Source organism: Mycobacterium sp. E2327, from assembly GCF_001672675.1.
Classification (GTDB): Bacteria; Actinomycetota; Actinomycetes; order Mycobacteriales; family Mycobacteriaceae; genus Mycobacterium.
In genome coordinates, this window is the sequence record NZ_LZKE01000196.1 from 1 (window position 1) to 25,708 (window position 25,708).

29 protein-coding genes are annotated in these 25,708 nt (G+C 66.1%); 9 read left to right on the forward strand and 20 right to left on the reverse strand.

What is annotated here, in order from left to right; all coding sequences use genetic code 11:
• A partial coding sequence (locus A5712_RS22075) for a thiamine pyrophosphate-dependent enzyme (RefSeq protein ID WP_231982199.1) occupies window positions 1-434 on the forward strand: 434 nt, incomplete at its 5' end.
• Here the strand turns inward: A5712_RS22075 and A5712_RS22080 are convergent.
• From A5712_RS22080 to A5712_RS22110, 7 genes are all read right to left on the reverse strand, one after another.
• Entirely contained in the window at window positions 431-616 is a 186-nt protein-coding gene (locus A5712_RS22080; protein ID WP_068109757.1) for a bacterioferritin-associated ferredoxin, read from the reverse strand. The two genes, A5712_RS22075 and A5712_RS22080, sit on opposite strands and share 4 nt — an antisense overlap.
• A gap of 9 nt (window positions 617-625) precedes the next feature.
• Window positions 626-1,252, reverse strand: a complete 627-nt coding sequence (locus A5712_RS22085) for a fatty-acid--CoA ligase (protein ID WP_068109760.1) — start codon at window positions 1,250-1,252, stop codon at window positions 626-628.
• 10 nt (window positions 1,253-1,262) lie between these two features.
• Window positions 1,263-1,916: a twin-arginine translocation pathway signal gene (locus A5712_RS22090; protein ID WP_068109762.1), complete on the reverse strand. Its 654-nt coding sequence runs from the start codon at window positions 1,914-1,916 to the stop codon at window positions 1,263-1,265.
• Complete coding sequence (locus A5712_RS22095; RefSeq protein ID WP_068109765.1) at window positions 1,913-2,815, reverse strand: hypothetical protein; 903 nt, start codon at window positions 2,813-2,815, stop codon at window positions 1,913-1,915. Before A5712_RS22095 ends, A5712_RS22090 begins: the two co-directional genes overlap by 4 nt.
• A 353-nt stretch (window positions 2,816-3,168) precedes the next feature.
• Entirely contained in the window at window positions 3,169-4,623 is a 1,455-nt protein-coding gene (locus tag A5712_RS22100) for a FadD3 family acyl-CoA ligase (protein WP_082973590.1), read from the reverse strand.
• The gene (locus A5712_RS22105) at window positions 4,620-5,810 is read right to left on the reverse strand and encodes an amidohydrolase family protein (protein ID WP_068109768.1); all 1,191 of its coding nucleotides are present in this window, start codon (window positions 5,808-5,810) and stop codon (window positions 4,620-4,622) included. The genes A5712_RS22100 and A5712_RS22105 overlap by 4 nt, the downstream gene beginning before the upstream one ends.
• A gap of 90 nt (window positions 5,811-5,900) precedes the next feature.
• Window positions 5,901-6,323, reverse strand: coding sequence for a lipoprotein LpqH (locus A5712_RS22110; RefSeq protein ID WP_068109771.1), 423 nt, complete (start codon window positions 6,321-6,323; stop codon window positions 5,901-5,903).
• Window positions 6,324-6,439: 116 nt separating this feature from the next.
• Between A5712_RS22110 and A5712_RS22115 the strand changes: the two genes are divergently transcribed.
• Complete coding sequence (locus A5712_RS22115) at window positions 6,440-7,186, forward strand: enoyl-CoA hydratase/isomerase family protein (protein ID WP_068109773.1); 747 nt, start codon at window positions 6,440-6,442, stop codon at window positions 7,184-7,186.
• A complete protein-coding gene (locus A5712_RS22120) occupies window positions 7,183-7,611 on the forward strand; it encodes a hypothetical protein (protein ID WP_068109776.1) in 429 nt (142 codons plus the stop codon). Before A5712_RS22115 ends, A5712_RS22120 begins: the two co-directional genes overlap by 4 nt.
• On the opposite strand, the gene A5712_RS22125 is transcribed toward A5712_RS22120, so the two are convergent.
• Window positions 7,527-8,240 (reverse strand): TetR/AcrR family transcriptional regulator, encoded by a 714-nt coding sequence (locus A5712_RS22125; RefSeq protein WP_068109779.1) that lies wholly within the window; start codon window positions 8,238-8,240, stop codon window positions 7,527-7,529. The two genes, A5712_RS22120 and A5712_RS22125, sit on opposite strands and share 85 nt — an antisense overlap.
• 191 nt (window positions 8,241-8,431) lie before the next feature.
• On the opposite strand from A5712_RS22125, the gene A5712_RS22130 reads away from it, so the two are divergent.
• Window positions 8,432-9,709: a cytochrome P450 gene (locus tag A5712_RS22130; RefSeq protein ID WP_068109782.1), complete on the forward strand. Its 1,278-nt coding sequence runs from the start codon at window positions 8,432-8,434 to the stop codon at window positions 9,707-9,709.
• A gap of 96 nt (window positions 9,710-9,805) precedes the next feature.
• Here A5712_RS22130 and A5712_RS22135 read toward each other — a convergent pair whose 3' ends face one another.
• The 5 genes from A5712_RS22135 to A5712_RS22155 all read right to left on the reverse strand — a co-directional run bounded on the left by A5712_RS22135 (window position 9,806) and on the right by A5712_RS22155 (window position 14,204).
• Complete coding sequence (locus A5712_RS22135) at window positions 9,806-11,578, reverse strand: PE domain-containing protein (RefSeq protein WP_068109785.1); 1,773 nt, start codon at window positions 11,576-11,578, stop codon at window positions 9,806-9,808.
• 169 nt (window positions 11,579-11,747) lie between these two features.
• Complete coding sequence (locus A5712_RS22140) at window positions 11,748-12,035, reverse strand: cytochrome C oxidase subunit IV family protein (protein ID WP_068109909.1); 288 nt, start codon at window positions 12,033-12,035, stop codon at window positions 11,748-11,750.
• Window positions 12,035-12,607: a cytochrome c oxidase subunit 3 family protein gene (locus tag A5712_RS22145; RefSeq protein WP_068109789.1), complete on the reverse strand. Its 573-nt coding sequence runs from the start codon at window positions 12,605-12,607 to the stop codon at window positions 12,035-12,037. The genes A5712_RS22140 and A5712_RS22145 overlap by 1 nt, the downstream gene beginning before the upstream one ends.
• Window positions 12,604-13,422, reverse strand: coding sequence for a hypothetical protein (locus A5712_RS22150; RefSeq protein WP_369830423.1), 819 nt, complete (start codon window positions 13,420-13,422; stop codon window positions 12,604-12,606). The genes A5712_RS22145 and A5712_RS22150 overlap by 4 nt, the downstream gene beginning before the upstream one ends.
• Window positions 13,419-14,204, reverse strand: a complete 786-nt coding sequence (locus A5712_RS22155; protein WP_068109792.1) for a hypothetical protein — start codon at window positions 14,202-14,204, stop codon at window positions 13,419-13,421. The genes A5712_RS22150 and A5712_RS22155 overlap by 4 nt, the downstream gene beginning before the upstream one ends.
• A gap of 104 nt (window positions 14,205-14,308) precedes the next feature.
• On the opposite strand from A5712_RS22155, the gene A5712_RS22160 reads away from it, so the two are divergent.
• Window positions 14,309-14,890, forward strand: a complete 582-nt coding sequence (locus tag A5712_RS22160; RefSeq protein ID WP_068109797.1) for a TetR/AcrR family transcriptional regulator — start codon at window positions 14,309-14,311, stop codon at window positions 14,888-14,890.
• 61 nt (window positions 14,891-14,951) lie between these two features.
• Window positions 14,952-15,227 carry a hypothetical protein gene (locus A5712_RS22165; protein ID WP_068109801.1) on the forward strand — a complete coding sequence of 92 codons (276 nt, stop codon included), beginning with the start codon at window positions 14,952-14,954 and terminating at the stop codon, window positions 15,225-15,227.
• Window positions 15,228-15,243: 16 nt separating this feature from the next.
• Here A5712_RS22165 and A5712_RS22170 read toward each other — a convergent pair whose 3' ends face one another.
• The gene (locus tag A5712_RS22170; RefSeq protein WP_068109803.1) at window positions 15,244-15,660 is read right to left on the reverse strand and encodes a hypothetical protein; all 417 of its coding nucleotides are present in this window, start codon (window positions 15,658-15,660) and stop codon (window positions 15,244-15,246) included.
• Between the two features lie 151 nt (window positions 15,661-15,811).
• Here A5712_RS22170 and A5712_RS22175 point away from each other — a divergent pair, with 151 nt between their 5' ends.
• From A5712_RS22175 to A5712_RS22185, 3 genes are all read left to right on the forward strand, one after another.
• A complete protein-coding gene (locus A5712_RS22175) occupies window positions 15,812-16,552 on the forward strand; it encodes a hypothetical protein (protein WP_156766718.1) in 741 nt (246 codons plus the stop codon).
• Complete coding sequence (locus A5712_RS22180) at window positions 16,549-17,124, forward strand: twin-arginine translocation pathway signal (protein ID WP_068109809.1); 576 nt, start codon at window positions 16,549-16,551, stop codon at window positions 17,122-17,124. The genes A5712_RS22175 and A5712_RS22180 overlap by 4 nt, the downstream gene beginning before the upstream one ends.
• Window positions 17,125-17,211: 87 nt before the next feature.
• Entirely contained in the window at window positions 17,212-17,727 is a 516-nt protein-coding gene (locus A5712_RS22185; RefSeq protein ID WP_068109811.1) for a hypothetical protein, read from the forward strand.
• Between the two features lie 33 nt (window positions 17,728-17,760).
• On the opposite strand, the gene A5712_RS22190 is transcribed toward A5712_RS22185, so the two are convergent.
• The 6 genes from A5712_RS22190 to A5712_RS22215 are packed head-to-tail and all read right to left on the reverse strand — an operon-like array spanning window position 17,761 to window position 25,705.
• Window positions 17,761-19,440: an MCE family protein gene (locus tag A5712_RS22190; protein WP_068109815.1), complete on the reverse strand. Its 1,680-nt coding sequence runs from the start codon at window positions 19,438-19,440 to the stop codon at window positions 17,761-17,763.
• On the reverse strand, window positions 19,441-20,871 hold the full coding sequence (locus A5712_RS22195) for an MCE family protein (protein ID WP_369830424.1): 1,431 nt from the start codon (window positions 20,869-20,871) through the stop codon (window positions 19,441-19,443).
• Window positions 20,868-22,319, reverse strand: a complete 1,452-nt coding sequence (locus A5712_RS22200) for an MCE family protein (protein ID WP_068109818.1) — start codon at window positions 22,317-22,319, stop codon at window positions 20,868-20,870. The genes A5712_RS22195 and A5712_RS22200 overlap by 4 nt, the downstream gene beginning before the upstream one ends.
• Entirely contained in the window at window positions 22,316-23,398 is a 1,083-nt protein-coding gene (locus tag A5712_RS22205; RefSeq protein WP_068109821.1) for an MCE family protein, read from the reverse strand. The genes A5712_RS22200 and A5712_RS22205 overlap by 4 nt, the downstream gene beginning before the upstream one ends.
• A complete protein-coding gene (locus A5712_RS22210) occupies window positions 23,391-24,431 on the reverse strand; it encodes an MCE family protein (protein WP_068109824.1) in 1,041 nt (346 codons plus the stop codon). Before A5712_RS22210 ends, A5712_RS22205 begins: the two co-directional genes overlap by 8 nt.
• Window positions 24,428-25,705: an MCE family protein gene (locus A5712_RS22215; RefSeq protein WP_068109828.1), complete on the reverse strand. Its 1,278-nt coding sequence runs from the start codon at window positions 25,703-25,705 to the stop codon at window positions 24,428-24,430. The genes A5712_RS22210 and A5712_RS22215 overlap by 4 nt, the downstream gene beginning before the upstream one ends.
• Window positions 25,706-25,708 lie beyond the last annotated feature (3 nt).

The following is a 25,708-nucleotide window of genomic DNA, read 5'->3' on the forward strand; positions in this document are numbered from 1 at the left end:
TGCCCGCGGCGGTCGGGGCGGCGGTGGCGCATCCGGACCGCAGGACTGTGCTGCTGATCGGCGACGGCGCGGCGCAGCTGACCGTGCAGGAACTCGGCATCTTCTCCCGCGAGGGACTGTCCCCGGTCATCGTGGTCGTCAACAACGACGGCTACACCGTCGAACGGGCCATTCATGGAAAGACGGCCCCGTACAACGACATCGTGAGCTGGAGTTGGACCGACGTCCCGCGCGCGCTGGGGGTCTCCAACCACCTGGCGTTCCGCGCGCAGACCTACGGCGAACTCGATGACGCGTTCACGGCGGCGGCGCAGCATCAGGACCGCATGGTGTTCGTCGAGGTGGTCTTGCCGCGGCTGGAGATCCCGCGTCTGCTCGGCCAACTCGTCGGATCCATGTCGCCGGAGGCCAACGCGCGCCGCTCAAAAGCCTAGCGCGAGCGCCCGCTCCGGTCCGGGGTCGATGAGCGCAGCATCGCCTGCACGGTGCGCCGGCAGCGCCCGCAATCGGCGCCGGCCCCACACGCCTGGGCGACCTCCTTGGTCGTGGACGCCCCGGCGGCGACGCATTCGGCGACCGTCTGGCTGGTGACGCCGTTGCACAGGCAGACGAACATCAGCCGCGCTCAGTCGTCCTCGATGCGCATCGTGTCGTAAAGCCGGCCGACGAACACCGGCGGGTGGGCGCCGACGCCCACGCCCGACATCCATTGCGCCGCGGCGTCGGGATGGTCGATCCACCGCTGGGCGGCGCCCTCGTCGGGAAACTCCGACAGGATCAGCACCTCGTGATCGTCGTCGAAAGCCTGGAATACCGAGGTCTTTCGGACGCCGGCCCCGGCGAGCCCGTCCATGGCCGAGCGGAATCCCGCGGTCAGGGTCGAGACGTCCTCGACGGACGCGATCGCGCACACCACCACGCCGGGCGCGGCCGGCTTGGGCGACGGTTGCGGAACAAATCTGTCGATGATCTCGCCGGCGAAGACCGCGGGTATGTCCTCGACGCCGGCGGCGTCGAACCAGTCGAAGAAGACCCGCGAGCGCAGCAGCTCCACGATGGGCTCGCGGCTGTGCACCCCGATCATCACCAGCACGCGCCCGTGCTCGTGGGTGGACGTGTACACCAGCACGTGGTGGGCGCCGATGTCGGCGAGCGCCGCCTTGTTGCGCTCGAGCAGCGGCCACACCCGGGTCGGGTCGGGGACGCGATAGTCCGATGCGATCACCATCGAGTGAATGTCACCGGTGCTCAACGTGGTTGTCCTAAACCGGGTTGAACGACGAAATAAGCCACTTCCCATTGGCTTTCGTCAGCGTGACCGTCACGCTGCTGTTGGTGAACGTCGGCTCCGGCCTGTCCTTGCTCTGCGTGCTCTGGTTGACGAACAACAGCACGGTGGCCGAATCCGGGCGCAGGTCGGACACCGCGGCGCGCAGCACCACGGCGCTGGTCTTCACCGACTTCTGCTTGGCCGCGGGGGCGACGATCTGCTGGGTGAATTGGTCGTAGTAGGACAAGAAGTCGCCGGTCAGGTGTGACTTCGCGGAAGAGAAATCGCGGTCGAGGGTATCGGGCGAATACGACAGCACCGCCACCGTTCCGTCGCTGGCGGCGGAGATGGCGGACTTCGCGGCCGACGCATCGGTCGCGCGGTCCGGCCGGTAGGAGAACCAATACTGCCAGCCCAGCAGTGCCAGCGAGGCGACCACGAGCAAGGCCAGCACGGCCGGGACCACCTTGCCAGCCGACCGTTTCTTCGCCTGGGCGGCAAGGCGCTTCCAGCGGCCGGGCGCTCTACCGTGATTGTCGACGTCCTCGGCGGGCTGCGCCTGTTCTGCTACCTCGGTCGCCTCTTCGGCCTCCGCCGTCTCCTCGACTTCCGTGGTGTCTTGGACCGATTTTTCGTCTGCGGTCACGGCACAAACTCGACTTTCGATATCTTGAGCTGGCCACCGTCGCGAGTGACCGTCACGATGAGCCGGTAGTTACGCGGATCCTGTTTGGCGCCGGCCGCATTGGTGACCTCGGAGGTGGAGGCCACCAGCACCACCGCCGAATCCTTCGTCATCGAGTCCAGCTCCACGGCCGCGGCCTGAACGCTGCCCTGCGACACCACCTTCGACTGCTCCACCACCTTGGTGAAATCGTCGGCCATCTTCAGGAAGTCGTCCTTGAACGTGCCGGTGGAGTTCTCCAGGATGCGCTGCACGCCTTGCTTGGCGTTGTTGAAGTCCAGCGACGTCAACGTCACGACGCCCTGGCGCGCGGCGGCGACGAACTCGGCGGCGCGCTGTCGCTGCCGGACCGCGTCGCGGTGCTCCTTGATCATGTAGCCACTGCCCGCCAACGCGACGAGGATCACGATGATCGCCACGGAAGCGGCGAGGGTGGACCACTTCGGGCGGCGAAGCCGTCGGGCCAGGCGGAGCCGGCGGCCGGCCGGCGCCGGCGCCTCGGCCTCGTCGGCCTCGGCGACCGGCTCTTCGGTGTCGGCAGCTTCGGTGTCCGCAGCTTCGGCGTCTTCGGCGGCCGCGGTCTGGTCCGCCTTCACCTCGGGCGCCACGTCGGACACCTCGGGCTGGACGGATTCTGTCGCGTCCGCGGCCTCTTCTGCTACGACGGCTTCTTCGGTGGCTGCTTGCTTGCTTTCGGAGAGCTTGGCCTCCGCGAGTTCGGCCTCGCGGCGCAACTGGATGGCGCGGGCCCGTGCGCGCGCGGCGGCGGCAAGGGCTTCCGCTTCTTGGGCTTCCGCCTCGGCCTGTTCGGCCAGCGCCCGGATTTCGGCGGCAGTGCTTGGGGTCTTGTCCTCGTTCACCGGAACCGATTTCGTGTCAGCGGCATTCTGGCGGGCGCCGCCACTCACCGTTCACCAGCCCGAGAACGAGGCTGCTCGTGACTCAATGCCAAACTCCTCTACCGCTTGCCCGCGCTGGCCACGGCGTCCCAGCAGGGCGTCGTCGCCGTTGGGCCACCATACTCGGGATGCGCATTAGCGGCGAGCATCTGCGCCGATATTCTTCCGCCGCGAATGTCACGACGACCAGGAGAGCCACGTTATCACCTTCGCCTGAGAGCTCGGCCCGTACCACTGCGTCGCCACTGTACAAATGCACAACAAGCTGTGGAAACGGGGTTCTCTAATCGGACATACGATGAGGCCGCACGTGGCTAGCGCAGCAAGTCTTTGACCACCTTGCCGGTGGCGTTGAGCGGCAGGGCCTCCAGAAACTGGACCGAACGCGGCACCTTGAAGCCCGCCATGCGCTCGCGGCACCAGTCGACCAATTCGTCGGCGCTGACCGTGTTTTCGCCGTCTTTGCGGACCACGAACGCCTTGCCCACCTGGCCGAGCCGCTCGTCGGGAACGCCGATCACCGCCGCCTGCGCGACCGCCGGGTGGTTCATCAGGAAGCCTTCGATCTCGGCGGGATAGGCATTGAATCCGCCGACGATGAACATGTCCTTCTTGCGCCCGACGATCCGGAGCCGGCCCGAATCGGTGAAGTTGCCCAGGTCTCCGGTGTGCAGCCAGCCGTCGGCGTCGATCGCCTCCGTGGTGGCGACCGGGTCGTCGAGGTAGCCCTGCATGACGCCGTAGCCGCGAACCAGCACCTCACCGTCGTCGGCAATGCGCACCTCGACTCCCTCGCACGGCACGCCGGCGGTGGTGGCCACGTCCTCGAAGGAATCGCCGGGCAGCGACAGCGTGACGTTGCCGGCCTCCGTGAGGCCGTAACCGGTCATCAGCGTCTGGAACGGCAATTCGTCGTGGATGCGACGGACCAGCTCGACCGGAATGTCCGCCGCACCGGTCACACCGGCCCGCAGCGTCGACAGCTTGGACTTGTCTTGAATCGTGAGCAGCGAGTGGTACAGCGTCGGCGGCCCGGGCAGCATCGTGATGCCTTCGCGCGCAATCAAATCCACCACCGTGTCGACATCGAACACGGCGACCGGCAGCATCGTCGCGCCGCGCAGGAAGGACGTGACCAGTCCCGCCTTCAGGCCGAAGGTGTGGAAGTACGGGTTGATCTGCAGGTAGCGGTCGCCTCGGCGCAGATCGGCGAGCGTGGCCCATTCCTCGTACATCCGCAGCGTCTGGCGATGATTCATCATCGCGCCCTTCGGGCGGCCGGTCGTGCCCGAGGTGAAGATGATGTCCGCGACGTCGTCACCGCTGACCGCCCGCTCGAACGGGGCACCGCTGGAAAGAAAGTCGGACTTTAGATCGATGACGGGCGTCCCGGCCCGTGCCGTGTAGTCCTGGCCGAGAAAGCCCTTCTGCACCAGGACGGCCTTGACTCGGCTGCGGGCGATGATGTCGCCGGCTTCTTCGGTCTTGAACCGGGTGTTGACCGGCACCAGCACGCCGCCCGCGGTCAGCAGCCCGAACGCCGCGATGATCCACTCCGCCGAGTTGGGCGCCCAGATCGCGACGCGGTCACCCTTGTCGACACCGAGGTTCGCGAACGCGCCTGCGGCACAACGGATCCGCTCAACGACCTCGTTGAACGTCAAGCGCAGCGGACCGTCGACGACCGCCTCCGCGTCACCGAAACGGTCCGCCGCGCTCAAGACCATCTCGGGGATGGTCTGCCATGCCGGGATCAGCCGGTGCGTCACACCGTGACGAGCCGACCGAGGTTGCCGCCCATGATCTTGGCCTGGTCGTCGACCGACAGGTGCGACAGCGCATTGACGTAGTACGTCGGCTCCGCCAGCCCCTCCGGGTGTGGCCAGTCCGAGCCGTAGAGCACCTGATCTACGCCGACGAGGTTGATCAGATCGTCGATGCCGTCCTCGAAGAACGGGCTCACGTGGATCCGGTTCTTGACCATCTCGACCGGGTCGCTGGGGAACGCCTCCGGGGCCTTGCGGAAGACCTCGGCCAGGCCGTCCAGGAGCGGGGTCATCCACTTGGAACCGGCCTCGACGATCGCGACCTTCAGCTTCGGGTGGCGGTACAGCGCGCCGTGGATCACCCACGAGCCGACCGCGTCCTGGATCGGCCGCCACTCGTTGAGGATGCCCATCGCGTTCGTCTGGAACGGCAACATCTCCTGTTCGGCGCCGTCCCACTCGGACGTGTAGCGGGAGTAGCCGCTGTCACTGGAGTGCATGCCGACCAGCACGTCGTGCTCGACGACCCGCTCCCAGAACGGGTCGAACTCGGGCAGCGCGAACGACCGCGGGCCACGGAAGCCGGGGACCGGGGCCGGGCGGATCAGGATGCAGCGGGCCCCGCGCTTGACGGCCCATTCCAGTTCCTCGATCGCCTTCTCCACGATTGGCAGGGTGATGACCGGGGTGGTGAAGATCCGGTTCTGGTAGTTGAAGCCCCAGACCTCGTCCAGCCACTCGTTCAGCGCGTGGATCAGGACATGGATGGCGACCGGGTCGTCGCGCAGCCTCTCCTCCAGCAGGCTGGCCAGGGTCGGGAACATCAGGGTGCGGTCCAACCCCAGCTCGTTCATCTTCTCCAGGCGCGGGCCGGGCTCGAAGAACGCCGGGATCGCACGCATCGGCTCGCCGAACAGCTCACGCTTGCTCTTGCCGTCCGGGTTGCCGTACTTGAAGTACTCCTCCCAGGCGCCCGGCCGGGCGACGACCTCGAAGGTCGGGTTGGGAATGTAGTTGCTGATGTGGCCGCGGATGGCGATCTTGGTGCGTCCATTGATCTGCACGTACTGGACGTAGTCCTTGTACGCCTTGGGCAAGAACTTGGTCAGCGCCTCCGGTGGCTCGTACAGATGGTTATCCGCGTCAAAGATCGGAAACGGGACGTCCTCCCGATGTGACAGCTGGCCCATGAGATCCTCCTTCGCAATTTGCGAGAATACTATTCTCTCGAGGCGCTCGTTCGCAACGTGCCCCCTGTCGGGGCGCCCTGTCCTGCGCGGTCAGCAGTTGGCGATGATCTTGAACGAGGCGGAAGCCGGTTCGTTCGGCTTGTCGGTCTTGAAGCCGTTGGCCGTGCCCGTAATCGTGAATTTCTCGCCGCTCAAGCTCATGTCCGCGTTGCCGCCATCGTCCTTCGAATACATGCCGGTGAAGCCACCCAGGTTTTGGATGCGCACGGATTGGGCGGTGAGCGGCTGCGCCCGTTGATCGATGACGACCTTGGCCCCGGCGAAGTCGCCGCCGATGTCGATCGTGCGGTACCACTCCAACTGGCTGCACTTGACGACGTTGATCTTCGCGTCGTTTCCGTTGACGGTCACCGACGCGGTGCTGGAGAGCTGGGTTTGCGCCTTGGGGCTGCAGGCGCCGAGGCCGGCGACGGCGAGCGCGGCGGCGGCGACGACCACCATTCGGTTACCCACTGGGCCACCTCGATCCTGGGTGACGAGCTTCTGGACCTGCTGCGATGATGTTATTCTCCCCGAAAGAGAATGCCAATATCGGCTTTTCGGCTGTCCTTTTATTGGAGCGATAACCCATGGTGGACCTGGAGCTCGATGAGGGCCTTGCGGTGCTCACCATCGATCGCCCCCACGCGCGCAACGCCATCGCGCCCGACACCATGGGGCAGCTCGAGAAGGCGATCGATGCCGCGGCCGGCGCGCGAGCCCTGGTCATCAAGGGCGCCGGCGACCGGGCGTTCGTCTCGGGCGGCGACCTCAAGGAGCTGAGCGCGCTGCGGACCGAAGAGGACGCCGCGGCGATGGCGAAACGGATGCGGTCCATCTGCGATCAGCTCGCTGCGTTCCCCGCCCCCGTCGTCGCCGTCCTGAACGGCCACGCCTTCGGGGGCGGCGCCGAAGTCGCGGTGGCGGCCGACATCCGGGTGGCCGCCGACGACATCAAGATCGCCTTCAATCAGGTGGCGTTGGAGATCATGCCGGCCTGGGGCGGCGCCGAACGGCTGGCCGCGATCGTCGGCAAGAGCAAGGCATTGCTGTTGGCGGGCACCGGAACCGCCCTCGACGCCGCCGAAGCGGAGCGGATCGGCTTGGTGGACTTGGTGATTCCGCGCGCCTCGTTCGACGAGGGCTGGCGATCGATCGCCACGTCGCTGGCCCGCCACCCGGCGGCCGAGATAAAGCGGGTAATCAGCGGCGTTTCCGCGGACGAAGCGATAGCATCCTTTGCACGGCTGTGGGTTGCCGACGCCCACTGGCAGGCCGCAGAGCGGGTGATGAACCGCACCGCCAGTCCGCGCCCGGCAGCCGAAGGAGCGACATGATCAGCACCGCGAAGAAACTGTTGGGCGTCGGCTCGGCGATTTTGCTGGGGCTGACGGGTCCGTTGGTCAGCCCTGGACGCGCACATGCCGACCCGGTCTGGCATCAGGTCGTGTACATCGTTTCGGCCAAGAGCCCGGCCTACGTCGACATCTTCTACCAGGATCAGGATCCGACGCTCTTCTCCGACTACAGCCACAACAACTACTCATTCACCCCGCAGGTGCACGCCGACGTCGCTCCGGGTAAGCCGTGGGTTCAGCCGGTGAACCTGTTGAACCCCGACCAGTGGGCGATGGTCACCGCCACCACCGGTCGTGAACCGCTGGCCCAAGGCGGCATTCAGTGCGACCTGTCGGTGGACGGCAAGGTCGTGGTCTCCAACATCGGCCCCAAGGGCGCGCTCTGTTCGCTGCGGACCTGGTGAACCATCCAGCTTTGCGGCACGCCCTCGATGGGCCGCGGCTCGCCTTCCAGGCGACGTAGATGATCTTCGACCAATTGCACGGTTTCGGCGTGGCCGCCGGAAATACCGACCGCCTGCTCGAGCACCAAAAACCGCGACAGGCTGGTCATCAGAACCGTCCACACGACCGGCGGCACGTCCCCACCGTCCCACTTGCCATCCGCGCCGTAGCGCTGCAGCGCGGCGGCCACCGCTTGGCGCTGTTCCTCGCGGAAACGCTCGGCATAGTAGGCGATTTCGGCTCGCATCTCCTTGCGGTGATTGGCCAGCGCCATGAATTCCATTGAGATGCGGGTGAAGGCGGGATCGGTCCCGAATCGCCACAGCGCCCACAACGGCTGAGGACAGTCCAGAGCGCGAGCTTGCACTTGAAGACCCTCCTCGGCGCGGCGGCGAAAGACCTCGAGGAACAGCTCGTCCATGGTCCGGAAGTAGTAGTGCACCAGCTGTGGCTTCAAGCCCGCCTTGCTCGCGAGACGGCGCGACGTCACCGCTGCGTAGCCTTCTTCGACCATCAGCCGCTCGGCCGCGTCGAGCAGCAGGGCGCGGTTCTTCGCGTCCGGCGCTCCGATTCTGCGGGCCGAAGTCAAATCCCTGCTCCGTATTTCTGCGTTGGTGCCGACCACACGGATCGTATCGCGGCACCGCGTTGCGACCTTGACCCTGACAATACCGCCATGCTAAGCAGGTGCTCAGCACATTTTTTGGCTTTCGGAATTGGGCGGCGGTGCCGCTTGCCGCCGAACCTCACCGGTAGACCAGCCCAGGGAGACGCAGTCCTATGACCAGCTTCGACACGATCGACTTCTTCACCGATCAATCTCTGGTGCCCGATCCGCACCCCTACTTCGACTATCTGCGCAGCCAAAACCCGGTGCTGCGGCTGCCGCACCACGGGGTCGTCGCCGTCACCGGCTACGACGAGGCCTGCGAGGTCTACAAGGATCCCGACACGTTCTCGAACATCGTCGCGCTCGGCGGGCCGTTCCCGCCGCTGCCCTTCCAGCCCGAGGGTGACGACATCAGCCCCCAGATCGACCAGCACCGCAGTTACTTCCCGATGTTCGAGCACATGGTGACGATGGATCCCCCGGACCACACCCGCGCCCGCTCGGTGCTGAGCAAGCTGCTGACCCCGAGCCGGCTGAAGCAGAACGAGGAGTTCATGTGGCGCCTCGCCGACCGTCAGCTCGACGAGTTTCTGACCAACGGCGAGTGCGAATTCATCAGCGAGTACTCAAAGCCCTTCGCCACCTTGGTGATTGCCGACCTGCTCGGCGTCCCCGAGGAGGACCACAAGGAGTTTCGCGTCGTGTTGGGCGCCGACCGCCCCGAGTCGCGGGTGGGCGCCCTCGACCACGAGTCGGTCGGCATCAATCCGCTCGAGTGGCTCGACGACAAGTTCTGCGCCTACATCGAGGACCGGCGACGCGAGCCGCGCAATGACGTCCTGACTTCCCTGGCGACGGCGAAGTACCCCGACGGGTCCACACCTGAGGTCATCGAGGTAGTGCGTTCCGCCACATTCCTTTTCGCCGCCGGGCAGGAGACCACGGCCAAGCTGCTCAGCGCCGCGCTGCAGGTGATCGGCGAGCGGCCCGACATCCAGCAGCAGCTGCGCGACGACCGCAGCCTCATTCCCGGGTTCATCGAGGAATCGCTGCGGATGGACAGCCCCGTCAAGAGCGACTCGCGGCTGGCCCGCAGGGCCACCACGGTCGGCGGCGTCGACATCCCCGCCGGCACCGTCGTCATGGTGTTGCCGGGCGCGGCCAACCGCGACCCGCGCCGGTTCGACAATCCGCACGAGTTCGATCTGCGCCGCAAGAATGTCCGCGAGCACATGGCGTTCGCGCGCGGTGTGCACTCGTGTCCGGGCGGGCCGCTCGCCCGGGTGGAGGGCCGCGTCTCCATCGAGCGCATCCTGGACCGGATGAGCGACATCAAGATCAACGAGACCAGGCACGGCCCCGCCGACGATCGTCGCTACACCTACGAGCCGACGTACATCCTGCGCGGGCTCAGCGAACTCCACCTCACCTTCACCCCGAACGGGTAAGGGCGGTCCCGGCCCAACCGCCGAGCAGTCGCAAAAGCCCCCGTATCGCAACAAAATTGGGGGCTTTTGCGACTGCTCGCCCAACCGGGGCGGACGTCAGGGTTGCGATGCGGTCTCGATCTGCTCGAAGATGCCCGAGAACTCGAACGGGGTTTGCGCAATTCCGCTGCCGTCGACAGCGTCCACCGCGCCCAACGTGCCCGTGAGGTCGCGGGGCAGCCCCCACATCGACAGCTCGCCGATGTCGTGCTGCTGGGCAAAAGCGGTGAGCTGTTGCGCGTCGGCGAGGCCGAAGATTTCGCTTGGGTCGTCGTTGATTCCGATCAACGGTGTCACGCCGAGCATGTGCCACGCCTGCTGGCTGGTCAGCGACGGGTAGAGCGTCATCAACTGGGCATGGGTGGCCGTCGCGGCATCGATCGCGTACGCGCCCATGCCGGGGTTGCCGGTCTGGTCGAAACCGTTGCCGTAGTCCATGGCCATGACGTTCACGCGGGATACGGTCACGCCATTGGTCGCGGCGACCTGCAGGACGTTCAGCCCGCCCCCCTGCCCCTCGACCAGGCCCGTCGGCAGCACCGGCAGCGTGTATGAGACGGTCACGGGCGTGCCGTTGGCCGCCTCCTGCTGCTGCAAGATGGCGATGGCCTTCGATTGGGTGTTCATCGCTTGAGTGTTGCCCTGCAACGCACCTTCGACGTCGAAGTCGAGGTTATAGATCTTGTAGGTATTCACAATCGACGCGTACTGCTGCGCCAGCGCGGTCGGGGTCTGGCCGTTGACGGCAGAGAGATCGGTGCCGAACGCGCCGCCGAACGAGATGGTCCCAGTGATGCCGGCGGCTTTCATGTTGGCGATCTGGTTATCGATGAAAGCGCTTTGGGTGCCGCCCGTTACGTCGTACGCCGAGTAGCCACCCCAGGAGGCATTGCCGTTCGGGTCGGCGTCGATGAAGGCGAGCGTGGCGTTTTTGACTCCGTTGTGGGCGGCCGTCGCGAAGTCGTATCCGTTGGGGCCGGGCCAGAGCGTGATGTCGACGTAAGGCGAGTAGACGCCCGACCCGGTGCCGCCGGTGCCGGGACCGCCGGTGCCGCCGCCGAGGCTGGTCCCGTCGTGGCCCTTGCCGCCGTCGGCGCCCGGATGGCCGGACATCGCCGAACCTTGGCCGCCCGCACCGCCCGCGCCGCCGATGCCGCCGACGGCACCGTCACCGCCGTCGCCGCCGTTACCGCCGGCGCCGCCATCGCCGCTAACCAGGCCTCCGTGGCCGCCGGCGCCGCCCGTTCCCCCGTTGCCGCCGTTCACACCTGGCGAGCCGGCGGCACCGGCCGTGCCCGGGCCGCCGGCGCCGCCCCGGCCGCCGTTGCCGAACAGGCCGGCGTCACCGCCTCGGCCGCCGGGTTTTCCTGCGGCGCCGGACCCGCCGTTGCCGCCGTTGCCGGCCAGCAGCCCGCCGGGGCCGCCGGGCTGCCCGGTTCCCGGCGCCCCGTCGGCCCCGTTGCCGATCAACGGGCGACCCAGCATCGCGTTCGTGGGCGCGTTGATCAGACCCAGCACCTCTTCCTCCAGGGCCTGCAACGGCGAGGCGTTGGCCGCCTCCGCGGCCGCGTACGCAGTCGCCGCGCCGTTCAACGCCTGCACGAACCGCTGGCTGAAGGTCGCCGCCCGGGCGTTCAACGACTGATAGGACCGCCCGTAGCCGGAGAACAGCGACGCGATCGCGGCCGACACCTCATCGGCAGCGGCGGGCAGCACCGCGGTGGTTCCGGCGGCCGCGAGCGCATGGGCCGCGGTCAGTGTCGAACCGATGCCCGCCAGCTCCGTGGCGGCCGCGGCCACCGTCGCCGGTGCGGCAATGAGAAACGTCATGGCGCCACCCGATCGTCGGTGTACTACGAGATCTGGCCGATGCTATTGAGCGTGGGTGAAACGCCAAAGGCGCCGCCAGACAACCGTTATTCAACCGTTACGCAAGGCGTATATCTGCATGACACTACGCGCGTTCGCGTCAAGCGGGTTGACAATGACGTCCGAATTATCAGGCGAGCGTTCTACCGATGAAATAGCAGCCGAGCAGTGCGACGGCCATGAGCACTACCCAGGCGTCCGTGAGTCGGCACAGCAGGGCTGGGGCCTGCCGGACCTCCATGAACTCCCGAAAGATGATGCGCACCTTGACGAGTGCGATCACGATCACGCTCGACGTGACCACCGCGCTGGCCCGCAGCGTTCCGTCGAGCGAGTGATCGATCCATAGGTAGGCGAGCGTCAACGACGCCAGCACGAGCCAGACGATCAACAGCCTCTTGTTGAATTTGATGTCGATCACCTCACCACGTACAGCAACGCGAAGATGAGCACCCACAGGAAATCGACGGTGTGCCAGTACGTGGCGCAGGTCTCGATTAGCTCCTGGGATCGCCTCGCCGTACTCCGAAGTTGGTAGACGATGATGCCGAGCACGACGAAGCCGATCAGCAGGTGCACGAAGTGGATTCCGGTGAGGAAGAAGTAGTAGGTGAAGAAGTCGTTGCTGTCCAATCCATTTCCCATGCGGACCAACCGCGCCCACTCGAATACCTTGAGCGACAGGAACACTGCGGCGAATGCGGCAGTGATGAAGGCGTCCCGCAACGCCGCCCGGTAGGCGCCGGCGCGGGACGACTGGACGCACCGCGCCACCGACCACGAGCTCAGCAGCAGGACCAGCGTGTTGAACACCCCGATACGCAGGTCCAGCTGCGCCTGGGAGTGCAGGAAGAGCTCGGGGCTTCGGGCGCGGTAGAACAGGTAGAAGCCGAAATAGGCTGTGAAAACCAAGGTCTCGAACAAAACGAAGGCCCACATGTCGGGCTGGCCGGGCACGAACCTGGCGCGCTTGTGTGTCGGCGCGGTCATTGCGACGCCTTCGCGAGGTCAGGCAGCGGCCCGCTACCGAAGTCCTCACGTTGGATCATCCGCCTAAGCAGGAAGATGAAGACTCCCGTATATAGGCCGAACACGACCACGTCCAGCCACCAGGCAATCTGGCCGTTCCACGCCAAGACGCCGCGTCGGAAGATCCACGCTGGCGACACCACGACCTCGGTGAGCGCGTTGCACAGGTTCAGGTAGCCGAACCACTTAGGGAAAACCCGGTTCCTGTCGATCAGAATCGCAAGCATCCACACGAGCGAACCGATCATGAACACACCCATAGTGCCCGTGAACGACAGGAAAGCAAAGTCGTAGATCCAGACGATTAATTCCGGATTTCGATCCCGCCGGAGGGCTCCCGCCGTCAGCGCTACACACAGCAGCAGCATCCCGGGCACCGCACTGAGTGAATACAACACTAGGTAGACGTAGCCAAAGGTACGGCTGACCGACATGCGGCGCATCGAGTAGGCAATCAAGGCGTTGATGATTGCGGTCATTCCAGTGACCAGGAAGACGATGGCGAAGCCGACAAGTAACCCAAAGTGGTTGCCGTGGAACCACCGCACGACCCGTTGGGTGTCCCAGGCGGGGCTTGGCGGAGGCTGGGTGTGCGTGATCACAAAGAAGACCACACCGTAGAGGCTGTAGAAGACGACTAATGTCCACCACGCCAACCACAGCTCACGCTTGGGGTTGTGTCGGAAATGCCAGGCGATGCGGTGAGGCAAAGGACCCACCGGCGGCCGCCCCGGCTCATACCGCGGCGACACCGTCGGCGTCATCGCCGACCTCATGCAGTGACCCGGCTTGGATCACGCCACCGTTCATCGCCGCGCTCCCGACGAATCGCTTGGGCCAGAACGACACCCGTCACAACGATCCAGACCGCGACGACGGTGTTCTTCAACCAGAACGACAGCGTCCCGTTCCACGCCAGGGGACCCGACAACGCCAGGCCGACAAAAGCCGCCGGCACGAACGCGGCCGCCACGAGAAGGTTGAAATGCGCCACCCAGCGCGGAAACACCGGGCGTGATGGGTCGTCGAAATAGATCGCGACGGCAAGGATCACGCTCTGGGCAATCAGAAAGGGCACCTCGGTGGTGAAGGCGACCCACGCCAGATCGTTGAACATCTGAGTCAGCTCCGGATTTCGCTCCAGCCTGAAGGCGGCCACCAGCCAGCAGATGTTCGCGATGAGGAAGAGGGTAGGGCCGCCTGCCGCGCACCCGAGCAACGCGTACGAGAAGATGGGCGTGCGGTGGGCCATCCTGCGGACTTGCATCACGAGCAAGATCAGAATCGGGATGAGGCCCACACCGAACCAGTTGAAGACGATCATGCTGTAGCGGATCTGCGGCAGGTGCGCGGGATCGCGATAGAACGCGGCCACCTGCTCGGCCGACATGCTGGGTGACATCGGCGGATTGAACCCCGGAAACAGGAAAAAGCACGCGATCCAAATGATCACCGTAACCGGCAACGTCCACAGCAAGATCAGCTCACCGTCGGTACGCCGCAACGCGGTTCGCGACGAGTGGCGGCCCGCTGCGTCGTTGTCGCCGACGTCGGACATCGCCTGACTCCTTCGCTGTGACGGCATGAATCAATACCCCGTTGTCAGCGAAACTAGCCGATCGGCTATCCCCGGGTCAATAGCCGATCGGCTACGCTTCCGGTGTGGTTTCCCCGCAGACCAGGAGCCGGTTCCGCTTCATCACGCGCAGCGCCGCGCAGACCCGAATCCTCGATGCCGCGCTGCAGTTGATCGCTGAGCACGGTGTCGGCGGAACATCGCTGCAAATGATCGCCGACGCCATCGGGGTCACGAAAGCCGCCGTCTACCACCAGTTCAAGACCAAGGAGCAGATCGTCATCGCGTTGACCGAGCGGGAACTCGGCGGCCTCGAGGAGGCCTTGGAGGCGGCCGAGGCACACGATCACCGGTCCACCGCACGGGAGCTGCTGCTGGACCGGGTGATCGACCTCGCCGTCGAACGTCGCGGCGCCGCAAGCACCCTGCAATTCGATCCCGTCGTCGTGCGACTGCTGGGCGAACACGAACCCTTCCAGCAATTCATCCAGCGGCTCTACAGCGTGCTGCTGGACGATCCGGCCGAGGACGCGCGGGTGTCGGCGGCCGTACTCTCGGGTGCGATCGCGGTCGGGGTCGTGTCGCCTCTGGTGGCCGACATCGACGACGACACCCTGCGCACGCAGCTGGGGCGCATTACTCGCCGGCTGATCGACGCGGGCGACTGATCGCGGCACTTCCACGGAATTTTTTGGTCCGGTTCGGCGGTCGCTCGGGTACGGTTCTCCCATGAGCAAAGTCGCGCGTGTCGTCGCCGCGGCGATCATGGTCAGCGCCGGCTTGGGCACCGCGACGGTCGCTCACGCCGACAATCCGCCGTGGCCGTTCGTGGGCTATCACTGGTGCCCGGGCCAGATGTTCGATCCGTCGTGGGGACCGCAGTGGGACCCGACCACATGCCACGACGCGCACCATCGCGACATGGACGGCACGGTCCACAACTTCGACTACTGGGGACCCAGTCCCTTCCAAGATTGGCCGGAGATCCCGAACACCCGGCCGTGATTCGAGCCGACTCGGCCTAAGTGTCGCCGCGCTCCCAAATCTGTGTTCCGTCATGCGCATTGCAGACGAGGAAAAGGCCGTCCGGCGCCTGCGCGACGTAGTACTCCGGGAAATCGACGCAAGACGAGCCCTCGACTTTGACACCGGCCATCGGGGGCGACCGGAACCAGCGGGGCTCGTACCTCCTGGGCGAGCCGCAGAACATCAGGCGTCCCGGCTGCGTGGCGAAAGACACGTAATAGTCGGCGGTCCCAAATACGTAGTACGTAGTGTTGTCGCACGGCGCGCCGAGCACCTGGTGCGGCATGATGCCCGGCGTGCAATCCGGGTAATCGCAATTAACCGGCGCTGCGGTGGCCTGCGGCGCCACGGCGACACCCAGACCCTGCGAGAGGCCCAAAAGCACGGCGATCGCTGCCACTATGAATCGCACGGGATTACTTTAAATTACTTCGCCCACCGGTGGGAATAGAATTCTCTCACTCGGAGAAGACTTGCATCTAAAGCCGCGATCTCCGTCGCCGGGCCGCCCGCGTGGCAGTGATAATGTGGCTCTCCTGTAGGCGCGACGAGGAGGTGATCCAGTGCCTCGGCGCAAGCTTCCCGCTGGGGCGACCGTCGCCGACGATCGAGGTGTGGTGGTCCCCTCGATATCACCGCCTACCCCTGTCCCAGAAATCTCCGAAATCGCCGAGGCAGAAGCCCGTGCCGAGGCTGCTCGCGCCCGCGCGATGCGGTTGCGCCAGCAGCTCGACGCAGCTTCAAACGGTCAAGACGGCCGGGCCGAAACCGAAGAAACCGACTCGGCGCCATCGCGATGGCGCTGGCTGCGTCCCCGTCGCCCGAGCCGGAAGGCCACGGCGGCGATCGCAGCGGTTGTGGTCAGCTGCGCCTCGCTGGCGGGCAGCGGGTACCTGGTGTGGCATCACCGCGGCGTCGAGCAGGAAAAGCGTCGCAGCGCGGAGTTCGCCGCGGCCGCCCGCGATGCCGTTGTGACGATGATGACGATCGATCCGACCAAGGCGAGAGAAGATCTGCAGCGCTTCGCCGACGACACAACCGGGACGTTCAAAATCAGCATCTTGATGGGCGGCGAGGATGCCGTGAAGGCGGTGGAGGAGTCCAAGGTCGTCTCCAAGGGCTCGGTACAAGCGGCCGCCGTGCAGTCCATGACCCAGGATTCAGCGATTGTGCTGATCGCGGCGAAATCCGAGATCACCAAACCCGGTGAGACTAAGCCGGAATCGCGCCAGCTCCGGATCGTCGTCACCGTTCAACGCGATGCCGGGCAGCTCAAGATTTCCAGACTGGAGTTCGTCCAGTGACGGTCGACAGCGCTGCGCACGAGGAGCGGGCGCCCGCCCGCCGCGGCGGCGCGATCGGGCGCTGGACGCGTCGTTGCCTGGCGCGGTGGCGGTCAATCCTGTTGACGCTTCTGCTTATTGCCGCCCTCGGCAACGCGGCCCGGATTTTTTACTTCGATTACCGTCCGGATTTGCAGACCGACCGCGCCGCGGCGCACCAGGCAATCAGCGCAGCCAGTGACGGTGCGGTGGCATTGCTGTCCTACTCGCCGGAAACGCTTGATCGCGATTTCGCCAACGCCAAATCCCGGCTCACCGAGGACTATCTGGCCTACTACCAACGATTTGCCGACCAGGTCGTTGGGCCGTCGGCGCAACGCGGCCAGGTCACGACGACCGCCAGCGTGGTCCAGGCCGCGGTGTCGGAACTGCACCCGAATTCGGCTGTGGTGCTTGTCTTCATAAGGCAGAAGACCACCAGCAAGGCGAAGCCGGAACCTGTGGTTACGTCGAGCAGCCTGAAGGTGGAGATGGCAAAGGTCAATGGGTCGTGGCTCATCGATAAATTCGATGTCCTTGAACGCCCCACCTAAACCATTCCGTGAGATGCCAGGGCGGTGTTAGTCTGTGAATTCGATTCGCTTGGAATTGGCGGTATTTAACGCCTCAAGGAGCACACGATGCGTCCGATAAATATGGCGATAAGCGCAACCGTGGTAGCCGCCGGTGTGGCGGGCGGCGTGGGCGTGGCCCCGCCGGCATGGGCCTACGACCCCTCCATCAACGGGACGTACACCGCCACCGTGGTCGGCGACTGGGCCCGCACCAACGAAATTTTCCACCAGGAGGCGGTGGTGCGAAGCACGTGGACCATCACGACTTCGTGCTCCACTGCCTACCGGTGCGACGGCACGGTCGTCAGCGACCAGGGCTGGACCGCACCGATATTCATGAACGAAGGGAAAACCTGGTTCGTCAAACGCGACATTCCCAATTGGACGACGTGTCCCGACGGCACCTCATACGTCGGCCACGACGTCATCCATTTCTATCCGGCGAACCCGGAGACCGGCGAGAACGTGCTTGGGTCGCCGGTCCTGGCCGGACGGGAACAGACGTCCGGCCCCAGCGGCGCCTGCGGCACCAACAAGCCGCTGTACATCGACCAGCCATTCAGGCTGGACAAAATCAGCTGACCCGGTTCGCTCGAGGATGGCCCCGCGCGGGCATCAGGTGGCGAACATGTCCTTCCACGTTTTCGGCGCCTTGGGCGACGTGGGCTTGACCAGATCCGATTGCCGGTAAACCTGGCCGTCCGGGGTCACATAGCTGCCGGTGCGCGGGTTGTACTGGGCGATCGCCACCGATGGACCGGTCTGAGACTCGTTGTGCCCGAACGCACTTGGCGCTGCCGAAGGCCCCGCGGGCGGCCCCGCCGGCGGCGCGCTCGCCGCTGCCGGCGCCGCGGCGGCGGGGGCAGCGGGAACGTCGATCGGCGCAATCGGTGACACCTCCCCCATCTGCGCCAACGGGCTGAGCGGCGCCGCGGGCGGCGGCAACGCCGACGCCGGCGGCGTTCCACGCGGAACCGCGCCCGGCGGCAGCGGCGTTCCCTCCACCGGCCCGAAGATTCTGTCTCGGTACCAGTTCATCCGGTCGTCGGGCGGGATGCCCTGCGCGATCAGATTCGGGTCCAGCGGGTAAGTGCCGAAGACGTGCTGTCTCATCGCCAACGGCTCGAAAGGCTTGTCGCTCTCGCAGATTTCGACGGTGGGCGCGCGTTTCCCGGGCTGTCCCATGCAGGGATAGTTCCGGGCACCGCGCACCGCGATGGGCGAATCCTGCGGCAGTTTGCAGTACAGCCCGTCCGGCGTGTCGATGGTGCGGGTGTCGGCCGCGGAACGCCATTGGCTGGGCGGCAGGAAGCCGACCGTGCAGGCGGGCGGGTCACTGATGATGAGATTGAATGCGCCCGTGGCCAATCCCGTCGGCGACTTGGTGCCGACGAACGACTGAATCGCCGCGGTGAACGGTGGCAGCAAGACCAGGAGCTGTTCGATTGACGCGTGATAGGTCACGCCGATCTGGCCGATCGTGGTCAGGTTCGCAAGCAGCACCGGCAGCGTCGGTTTGATCTGGTCGAGCAGCCGGGACGCCTCGTTGAGGGCTCCAGGCCCCCGTTGCAGCAGGGTGCGAAATTCTGGGTCGTCCTTCGCCAGCTGCCCACTGAACCCGGCGAGGCTGCGCGCCCACGTGCGGATCGAATCGGCGGTCTGAGCTTGCGCGTCCAAGAAGGGCCCGGTGTCTTCAGTCAGGTTCCGGGTTTGGTCGGCGACGCCGTTGAGGTCACCCGAGAGCCGTGACGAACTGTCGAACAGCGATCCGAAGTCGTAACCGGAGCCGTTGAATGCCTGGAACGACTCGTCGAGCAATTGACCGAGCTTGCCCTTGGGGATGCTGTTGATCAACTTGCTGGACTGGTCGAGCACGGGACCGATCGGCTGCGGGATCGTCGCGTCGTTCATCGCGATGACCGAGCCGTCGTGCAGGTAGGGCGGCGAGTCGTTGCGGGGCCGCAGATCGACGTAATACTCGCCAACCGCGGAGATGCTCAGCACCTCCGCCTTCAGGTCCGCCGGTATCTTGGGCGAAGTATCAAGGGAAAGCGTGGCTTTCGCGCCGTCGGGGGTCAGCCCCACGGCGGTCACCTTGCCGATCTGCACCCCGCGGTAGGTCACGTTGCTGAAGCGGTACAGGCCGCCGGTGGCGGGCAGTTTCAGCGTGACCGTCATCTTGCCGATGCCGAGCAGGGTCGGCGCCTGGACGTACCACAACGCCATGATCACCACACCGGCGATCCCGACGATCGTGAAGATCGCCAACTGGATTCGGACAAACCGGGTCAGCATCTACGAGCCCCCGTCCGTCTGGCTGGTCGTCGGCGTCGCGCCCGGCACCGGGGCGCCCTGGTCGGCGGGCGGCACGGCCCCAGCCGGGGGCGGTCCGGGCAGCGTCGCTGTCGGCGACTTCTGCGCATCCGGCCCAAGCCACGTCAGGCCCGCGATCAACGGCGACACCGGCGGCGGTGGAGGCGCGGACTGTGGTGCGTCTGCCGACTGCTGGTTCACCGGCCCCGGCGCGGCGGACGGCGGCGGTCCCGGCAGCGGCCGCCCCCAGGGTGGCGGTGGTCCGAACGGTGCCGGTTCCCCTCTTGGGCCGGGCTTGCTCAGCGCCCCGGGCGCCCCGGGCGGCGCCCCATACCGGAATTGCAGGTATTCCGGATCCGCCGGTCCGGGGACGGCCTCGGCGCCGATCCGCTCCCAGTGGGTACCGCGGAGGATGCCCTTGCGGAGCCCGGCGTTCGTCAGATCGATGATGAAATACCCGTTGAGATAGTCGCCCCGGATGTAGCGGTCGATGATGCCCTGGGTCCACGGGAACGTCGGCGCGTATGCGATCGCGGCGTCCAGATCCGGGCCGATGTCGGCGAGCGCACCGAGTGCCGGCGCGAGATTCGTCAAGTTCTTCACCAAGTCGTCGCCCGCATCGTTGACGAGTCTGGTCGCGGTGTTGCTGAATGTGCCGAGCTTGTTCAGCGCGGTCGTGATGCGCGGGCGCTCCTTGATCAGCACGTCCAGTGCGGGCGGAATCTTGTACAGCGCCTGGGTGATCACGTCGCGTTGGGCGGCGAACGTGCCGGCGAGGCGATTGAGGGCGCGGATCGACGCGACTAGGTTGTCGCGCTGCTGGTCGAGGGTTCCCACGAACCGGTCGAGGCGCTCGAGCAGATCGCGAACGGCGCCTTCGTTTCCGGACAGCGCGGCGTTGAAGTTGTGGATGATGTCCCCGAACTGCCCCAGCCCCCCGGCGTTGAGGATCACCGACAGTGATGACAGCGTCTGTTCGGTCGACGGATAGGTGGACGACCGGTTCAGCGGGATCGTGGCGCCCGGCTGCAGCCGGCCGATGCCCTGTTGGCCCAGCGGCGGATTCAGCGCCAGATGCATGGAACCCAGCAGGCTCGTCTGGCCGACGCTGGCCACCGCGTTCGCGGGGATCACCGTGCCGGGCCGCACCGAGATTTCGACGTCCGCGTGCCAGCCCCGCACCGTCATCTTGCTGATGCTGCCGACGATGACGTCGTCGATCATCACCGGCGAATTCGGTTCCATCGTAACGACGTTGGCGAGTTCCACATGGTAGGTGGTGGCGCCCGGACCACGTCCCACCGCTCCGGGCAGCGGCAGCGAGTTCAGGCCGTTGAACGCGCAGCCGCTCACGGCGAGCATGACGCAGCAGGCGATGCCGAACACGCGCCTAATCGCGATACGGGCGGTCACGGTTGCCCCCCTTCACCCGGGAGCAGCATGTCCTGAACGTTCGCCGGGGCGGCCGGGGGCGGCGAGGCCGGCGGCGGTGGTGGTGGGACGGGCGGCGGTTCCGACGGCGGGGGCTGCGGCATCGCGGCGCCGGGTATCCGCCCCAGCGGCACCGAACCCGGCGGCCCAACCGGGTCGCCCGGTAGCCCGGTGTACGCGGACACGGCCGGCGGCAGCAAGGGCGGGCCGGGGCGGGGGCCCTCCCCGCCTGGCTTCAGCCGGTCCTCGCTGTACACAACGTTTTCCGGGGCGAACGAGGGAGCCAGGATCGGGTTGACCGGAATCGGCAGGTAGTTGAAGTTGACCAAGAAGTTCGGGTTGAACACCTTCAACGCCGGGCTCAGATAGAGGCCGCACAGCTTGCCCGTCTCGACGGCGGTGACGTTCTCGATCGCCCCGATGCCCGCGCACCACGCGTACGTCGGGTTGCTGAAGTTCTGCAGGCCGACGCCGCCGCGGATGTTGCCGGAGTCCGGGTCGTAGGCGTTGTAGGCGTTTGCGAGCGCGGTCGGTGAGATGTGCAGCACGTTTTTCAACGACATCTGGTGGTCCACGAGGATCTGCGTCAGGTCGGCCAACCGCGAAATCTGTTCGGAGGTCGCATCACGACTGCCGGCGATGAACCGCTGCACCTCGCCGACCGCACTCGCCAGGTCCGTCAGTGCCGCGTCCAGATCCGACTTGTTGTCGTCGAGCACGCTGGTCAGCGTGGCCAGCCGATTGTCGAACTGCACGATCTGGACGTTGCTTTCGCGCAGGGCCCCGACGAAGGCCTGCAAATTCTTGATGATGTCGACGAGGTTGCCGCTGCCTTCGGCGAAGACCCGGGCCACCCCGGACAGCTGGGCCAGCGTCTGGTGCAGCTTCTCGCCGTTGCCGCCGCCCAGCGCGTCGGCGGCGCTGTCGATGAACCGCGCCACCGACGGGGTGGACACCTTGCTGTTGGGGCCCAATTCCGTTGCCAGACGCATCAATTGCTCTTTGACCTGATCCCACTCGACGGGCACCGCCGTCCGTTCGATCGGGATTACCCCGCCGTCGTGCATGGTGGGACCACTCGACCGGTAAGCCGGCGTGAGCTGCACGTAGCGCGCCGCCACCAGGTTTTGGGCGACGATCACCGCCTTCGCGTCCGCCGGAATCGGCACGTTGCGATCGACGTGCATCACCAGCTTCGCCCGGGTCCCTTGCGGTTGGATGGACGAGATGGTGCCGACCTTCATGCCGGACACACGTACGTCGTCGCCCGGATAGATCGCGGTGGCGGTAGGGAAGTAGGCGGTGATCGTCGTCGGGCGAAAGAAGGTGTTGCGGACGGCGATCGCCGCGCCGACCACGACGAGGCCCGCCAGCACGATCGCCAGCCCCACCTTGAGCTTGTTGCGCGGGATCGCCCCGAGCCCCGTCATGGCCGCCCTCCCGGGTCCTGGTTGAACGGCCACGGGAAGAACGCGCGCGGGCCGGCGGTGTCCGGCGGTTGGCCGGGCGCGCCGTAGGCGCGGAACCCGAAGGCGTAGTCGAACAACCACTGGAAGAACTCCAGCTGGAAAAGGTTGGGGATGAACGGGTTGTAGTAGTAGCCGCTCGAGACGGTCTCCCCCTGCGTCAGTTCGTACTTCGCCAATCCGGGAAGCGCTTGGGCGAGATTGTCGCGATTCTTTTCCAGCATCGCCGTCACGGAGTTCAGCTTCTCCAGCGTCGGCGCCAGCTTCGCCTCGTTGTCGTGCACCACGCCGGAGAGCTGCCGGGCCACTGCGGACGTGCTCTCCAGCAGGCGAACGATCGCCTGGCGCCGCGCCACCAGCATCGACAACAAATCGTTGGCGTTGAGGATCAGCGTGTTGAGCTGCTGGCTGCGTTGCCCGAGCACGCCGGTGACGTCGGCGGCGCCCTTGAGCAGCTGCCCGAGGGTCTGGTTACGGGCGTTGAGGGTCTGGGAGAGCCGGCTGACCCCGTCGAACGCGGGACCCAGTTGCGGCGCAACCTGATTCAGGGTCGCCGACAGCGTGTCGAGGGACTGGTTGAGCGACTCGGTGTTGGTTCCCTGCAGATCGGTCGTCAGGTCGTTGACGGCCTCGGACAGCGAGTACGGCGAGGAGGTGCGCGACACCGGGATGACCGCCATCGGATGCAAGTTGCCGGTGCCGGCCGAGTCGACCGTGAGCACCCGCTGACCCAACAGCGACCCGGTCTTGATGTGTGCGGTGCTGGCCGAGCCGAGCAGGATGTTCCCCTTGGCCGTGAACGTCACCAGCACGTCACCGTGCTGCAGCTCCATGCCCGTCACGCTGCCGACCTTGATCCCCGAGATCGTCACGTCGTTGCCCAGCGCGAGGCCCCCGGCGTCGGCGAACAGCGCCTGGTAACGGACCGTGGTGGCCCGCTGCACCAGCTGATCGGGGTTCAGCCCGACGGCGATGACCAGCGCGATAAGGACGGCGCCGATGAATCCGGCCTTGATGAGGCCCGCTCCGCGGTACTTATTCATCGGGGTCCTTCGGTTCCGCGCACCGCCCGGTGGTCTGGTGTTTGATGCCCACTTCCACCGTCCGGTACTGCAAGTCGGACACCCGCAGCGACAGCCCGCACAGGTAGTACGGGAACCAGGCACCGTACGAGCCGAGCCTGAGCAGTTTGCGGTAGTTGTGCGGCAACTTGTGCAGGGAGGTGTCGATCAGGTTCTTGTCCTGGTCGAGCAGCGGGGCCAGCCGATTCGCCTGGTCCACCGTCGCGGCGAGCGGCGGGCGGGCGCGGGTGAGCAGATCCGCGATCGAAGCGGTCCCGTTGTCCAGCGCGGTGATCGCGGTGCCGATGGTGTCACGGTCCTGGTCGAATCCACTGACCAACTTCTCCAGGCGGTCGATGGCGCCGGAGAACTTGGTGCCGTCCTTGTCGACGGTGGCCACCACGGCGTTGAGGTTGTCGATCAGCTCCTGCACCGTCTGGTTGTTGTCGGCCAACGTGTTGGAAAACGACGACGTCTTCGACAGCAGCGACTGCAGGGTTCCGCCCTCGCCCTGAAAGACCTGAATGAGCGCCGCGCTCAGCGCGTTGACGTCTTGCGGATTGAGGCCCTGGGTAACGGGTTTCAGCCCGCCCAGCAGGAGATCGATGTCAAGGGCCGGCGCCGTCCGATCGAGTGGAATCTGCGACCCGGCCGGCAACACCTTGGTGGACCCCGGGCCGTCGGTCAGCTCGAGGTAGCGATCACCGACCAGGTTCAGGTAGCGCACCACGGCGCGGGTGCCGGTGGTCAGCACGACGCTGCGGTCGGCGTCGAACTTCACCTCGACCTTCTTGTCGGCGCGCAGCTTGACGCTGTTGACCGTGCCCACCCGGATGCCGGCGACGCGCACCGTCTCCCCGGTCTTCAGCCGCGACACGTCGGTGAACAGCGCCGAGTACCCGTTCGTCGAGCCGGTGGTGTACTGCCCGAAGATGAAGAACAAGAACACGGTCAGCACGATCATCACGGTGGCGAACGCCCCGAACTTGATGATCATCCCGCGCGAGCCGGTCATCCGGGCATCCCGATCTGCATGGTGTTGCGCGGTGGACCGTCGATCGGGCCGTACAGCAGCTGCTTGAGCGCATCGGAGTTGAGCAGCAGTTGCTGGTTGCCGTACGCCGTGGGGTTGGAGCCGTTGTCGGTCACCACGAACGGCGGCGCAACGTCGAAGGGCACCACCGGAAGATCCATGCACTGTGGCCCGCCGGTCGCGGCAACCTTGGGCAGGTTGGAGGGGTAGCGGTAACGCTCGGCGCCGAGGCCGAGGACGACGGTGACCTTGACCATCGGCTCGGGCAGGTCCGGCGCGTGCAGGTTGCCCAGCGACCCGGCGATGCCGCAGTACAGCGCCTGGTGGTACTGGTTGAGCAGATCGGTGGTCGGCACCAGCAGGTGCAGGTCGTCCGTCAGCGCTTGCCGGTTGCCGCCCACCACGTCATTGCCCATGTCCGCCAAGCCAATCGCGCTGATCAGGAAGGCATCCAGGTTCTGTTGCTCGTCGACGATCGTCTTGCTGATCCGGACCGCATTATCGGCGGTGGCGAGCAGGTTCTGTGCCGAGTCGCCATAGGCGTTGCTCACCACGGGCAGGGCCTCGAGGTCATGGCTCAGCGCAGGGAGGCTCGGTTCCTGGGTGGCCAGGAACGAGTCGAGATCGTGCAGCATCTGGCCGATCTTGTGGCCCCGGCCGTTGACCGCAGAGGCTATGCCGCCGAGGGTCTCGTTGAGTTTGGCGGGATCGATCGTCGACAGCAGTGACGTGAGTTGCTGGAAGACCGTGTTGATTTCGACGGTGACGTGCTTGCCCTCCAGCACCTGGCCCGCGCGCAGCGACTGCGGCGACGGCTCGGCGGGTGGGACCAGCTCGATGAACTTCGCGCCGAACACAGTCGTCGACGCGATGTCGACGAGCACGTTGGCGGGGATGAGGTGCATCTGCGACGGCTGCATCGCCAGGTGCAAAACGGCTTCGCCGTTGGGCCGCACGTCGATTGAGTCGACCTTGCCCACCTCGACGCCGCGCATCTTCACCTTGGCGTCCGGGTTCATCACCAGTCCGGCCCGCGGTGAGACGACGGTGACGGGCACGCTCGTGGTGAAGTCACCTCGGAACAGGCCTATCGCGACGGCGAAGACCAGGCCGATGAGGACGATGGTCGCCAGGCCGGCCAGGGGCCGCGCGTACGACTGCGCGCCGAAATGCCGCCCGGGCGACGCCGCGACGGGCCGTGCGGCACTGGTGGTTTCGGACCGGTGAATGGGGCCCGGACCGAGGTCACGCGTCACTGT

Bases quoted from the DNA above. Each gene is read 5' to 3' on its own strand.
- A5712_RS22115 (WP_068109773.1), top strand. From the start codon at position 6,440: ATGGTGGACCTGGAGCTCGATGAGGGCCTTGCGGTGCTCACCATCGAT.
- A5712_RS22080 (WP_068109757.1), bottom strand. From the start codon at position 616: ATGTTCGTCTGCCTGTGCAACGGCGTCACCAGCCAGACGGTCGCCGAA.
- A5712_RS22205 (WP_068109821.1), bottom strand. From the start codon at position 23,398: ATGAATAAGTACCGCGGAGCGGGCCTCATCAAGGCCGGATTCATCGGC.
- A5712_RS22190 (WP_068109815.1), bottom strand. From the start codon at position 19,440: ATGCTGACCCGGTTTGTCCGAATCCAGTTGGCGATCTTCACGATCGTC.
- A5712_RS22155 (WP_068109792.1), bottom strand. From the start codon at position 14,204: ATGTCCGACGTCGGCGACAACGACGCAGCGGGCCGCCACTCGTCGCGA.
- A5712_RS22200 (WP_068109818.1), bottom strand. From the start codon at position 22,319: ATGACGGGGCTCGGGGCGATCCCGCGCAACAAGCTCAAGGTGGGGCTG.
- A5712_RS22185 (WP_068109811.1), top strand. From the start codon at position 17,212: ATGCGTCCGATAAATATGGCGATAAGCGCAACCGTGGTAGCCGCCGGT.
- A5712_RS22165 (WP_068109801.1), top strand. From the start codon at position 14,952: ATGAGCAAAGTCGCGCGTGTCGTCGCCGCGGCGATCATGGTCAGCGCC.
- A5712_RS22145 (WP_068109789.1), bottom strand. From the start codon at position 12,607: ATGACCGCGCCGACACACAAGCGCGCCAGGTTCGTGCCCGGCCAGCCC.
- A5712_RS22105 (WP_068109768.1), bottom strand. From the start codon at position 5,810: ATGGGCCAGCTGTCACATCGGGAGGACGTCCCGTTTCCGATCTTTGAC.
- A5712_RS22210 (WP_068109824.1), bottom strand. From the start codon at position 24,431: ATGACCGGCTCGCGCGGGATGATCATCAAGTTCGGGGCGTTCGCCACC.
- A5712_RS22150 (WP_369830423.1), bottom strand. From the start codon at position 13,422: ATGAGGTCGGCGATGACGCCGACGGTGTCGCCGCGGTATGAGCCGGGG.
- A5712_RS22120 (WP_068109776.1), top strand. From the start codon at position 7,183: ATGATCAGCACCGCGAAGAAACTGTTGGGCGTCGGCTCGGCGATTTTG.
- A5712_RS22130 (WP_068109782.1), top strand. From the start codon at position 8,432: ATGACCAGCTTCGACACGATCGACTTCTTCACCGATCAATCTCTGGTG.
- A5712_RS22135 (WP_068109785.1), bottom strand. From the start codon at position 11,578: ATGACGTTTCTCATTGCCGCACCGGCGACGGTGGCCGCGGCCGCCACG.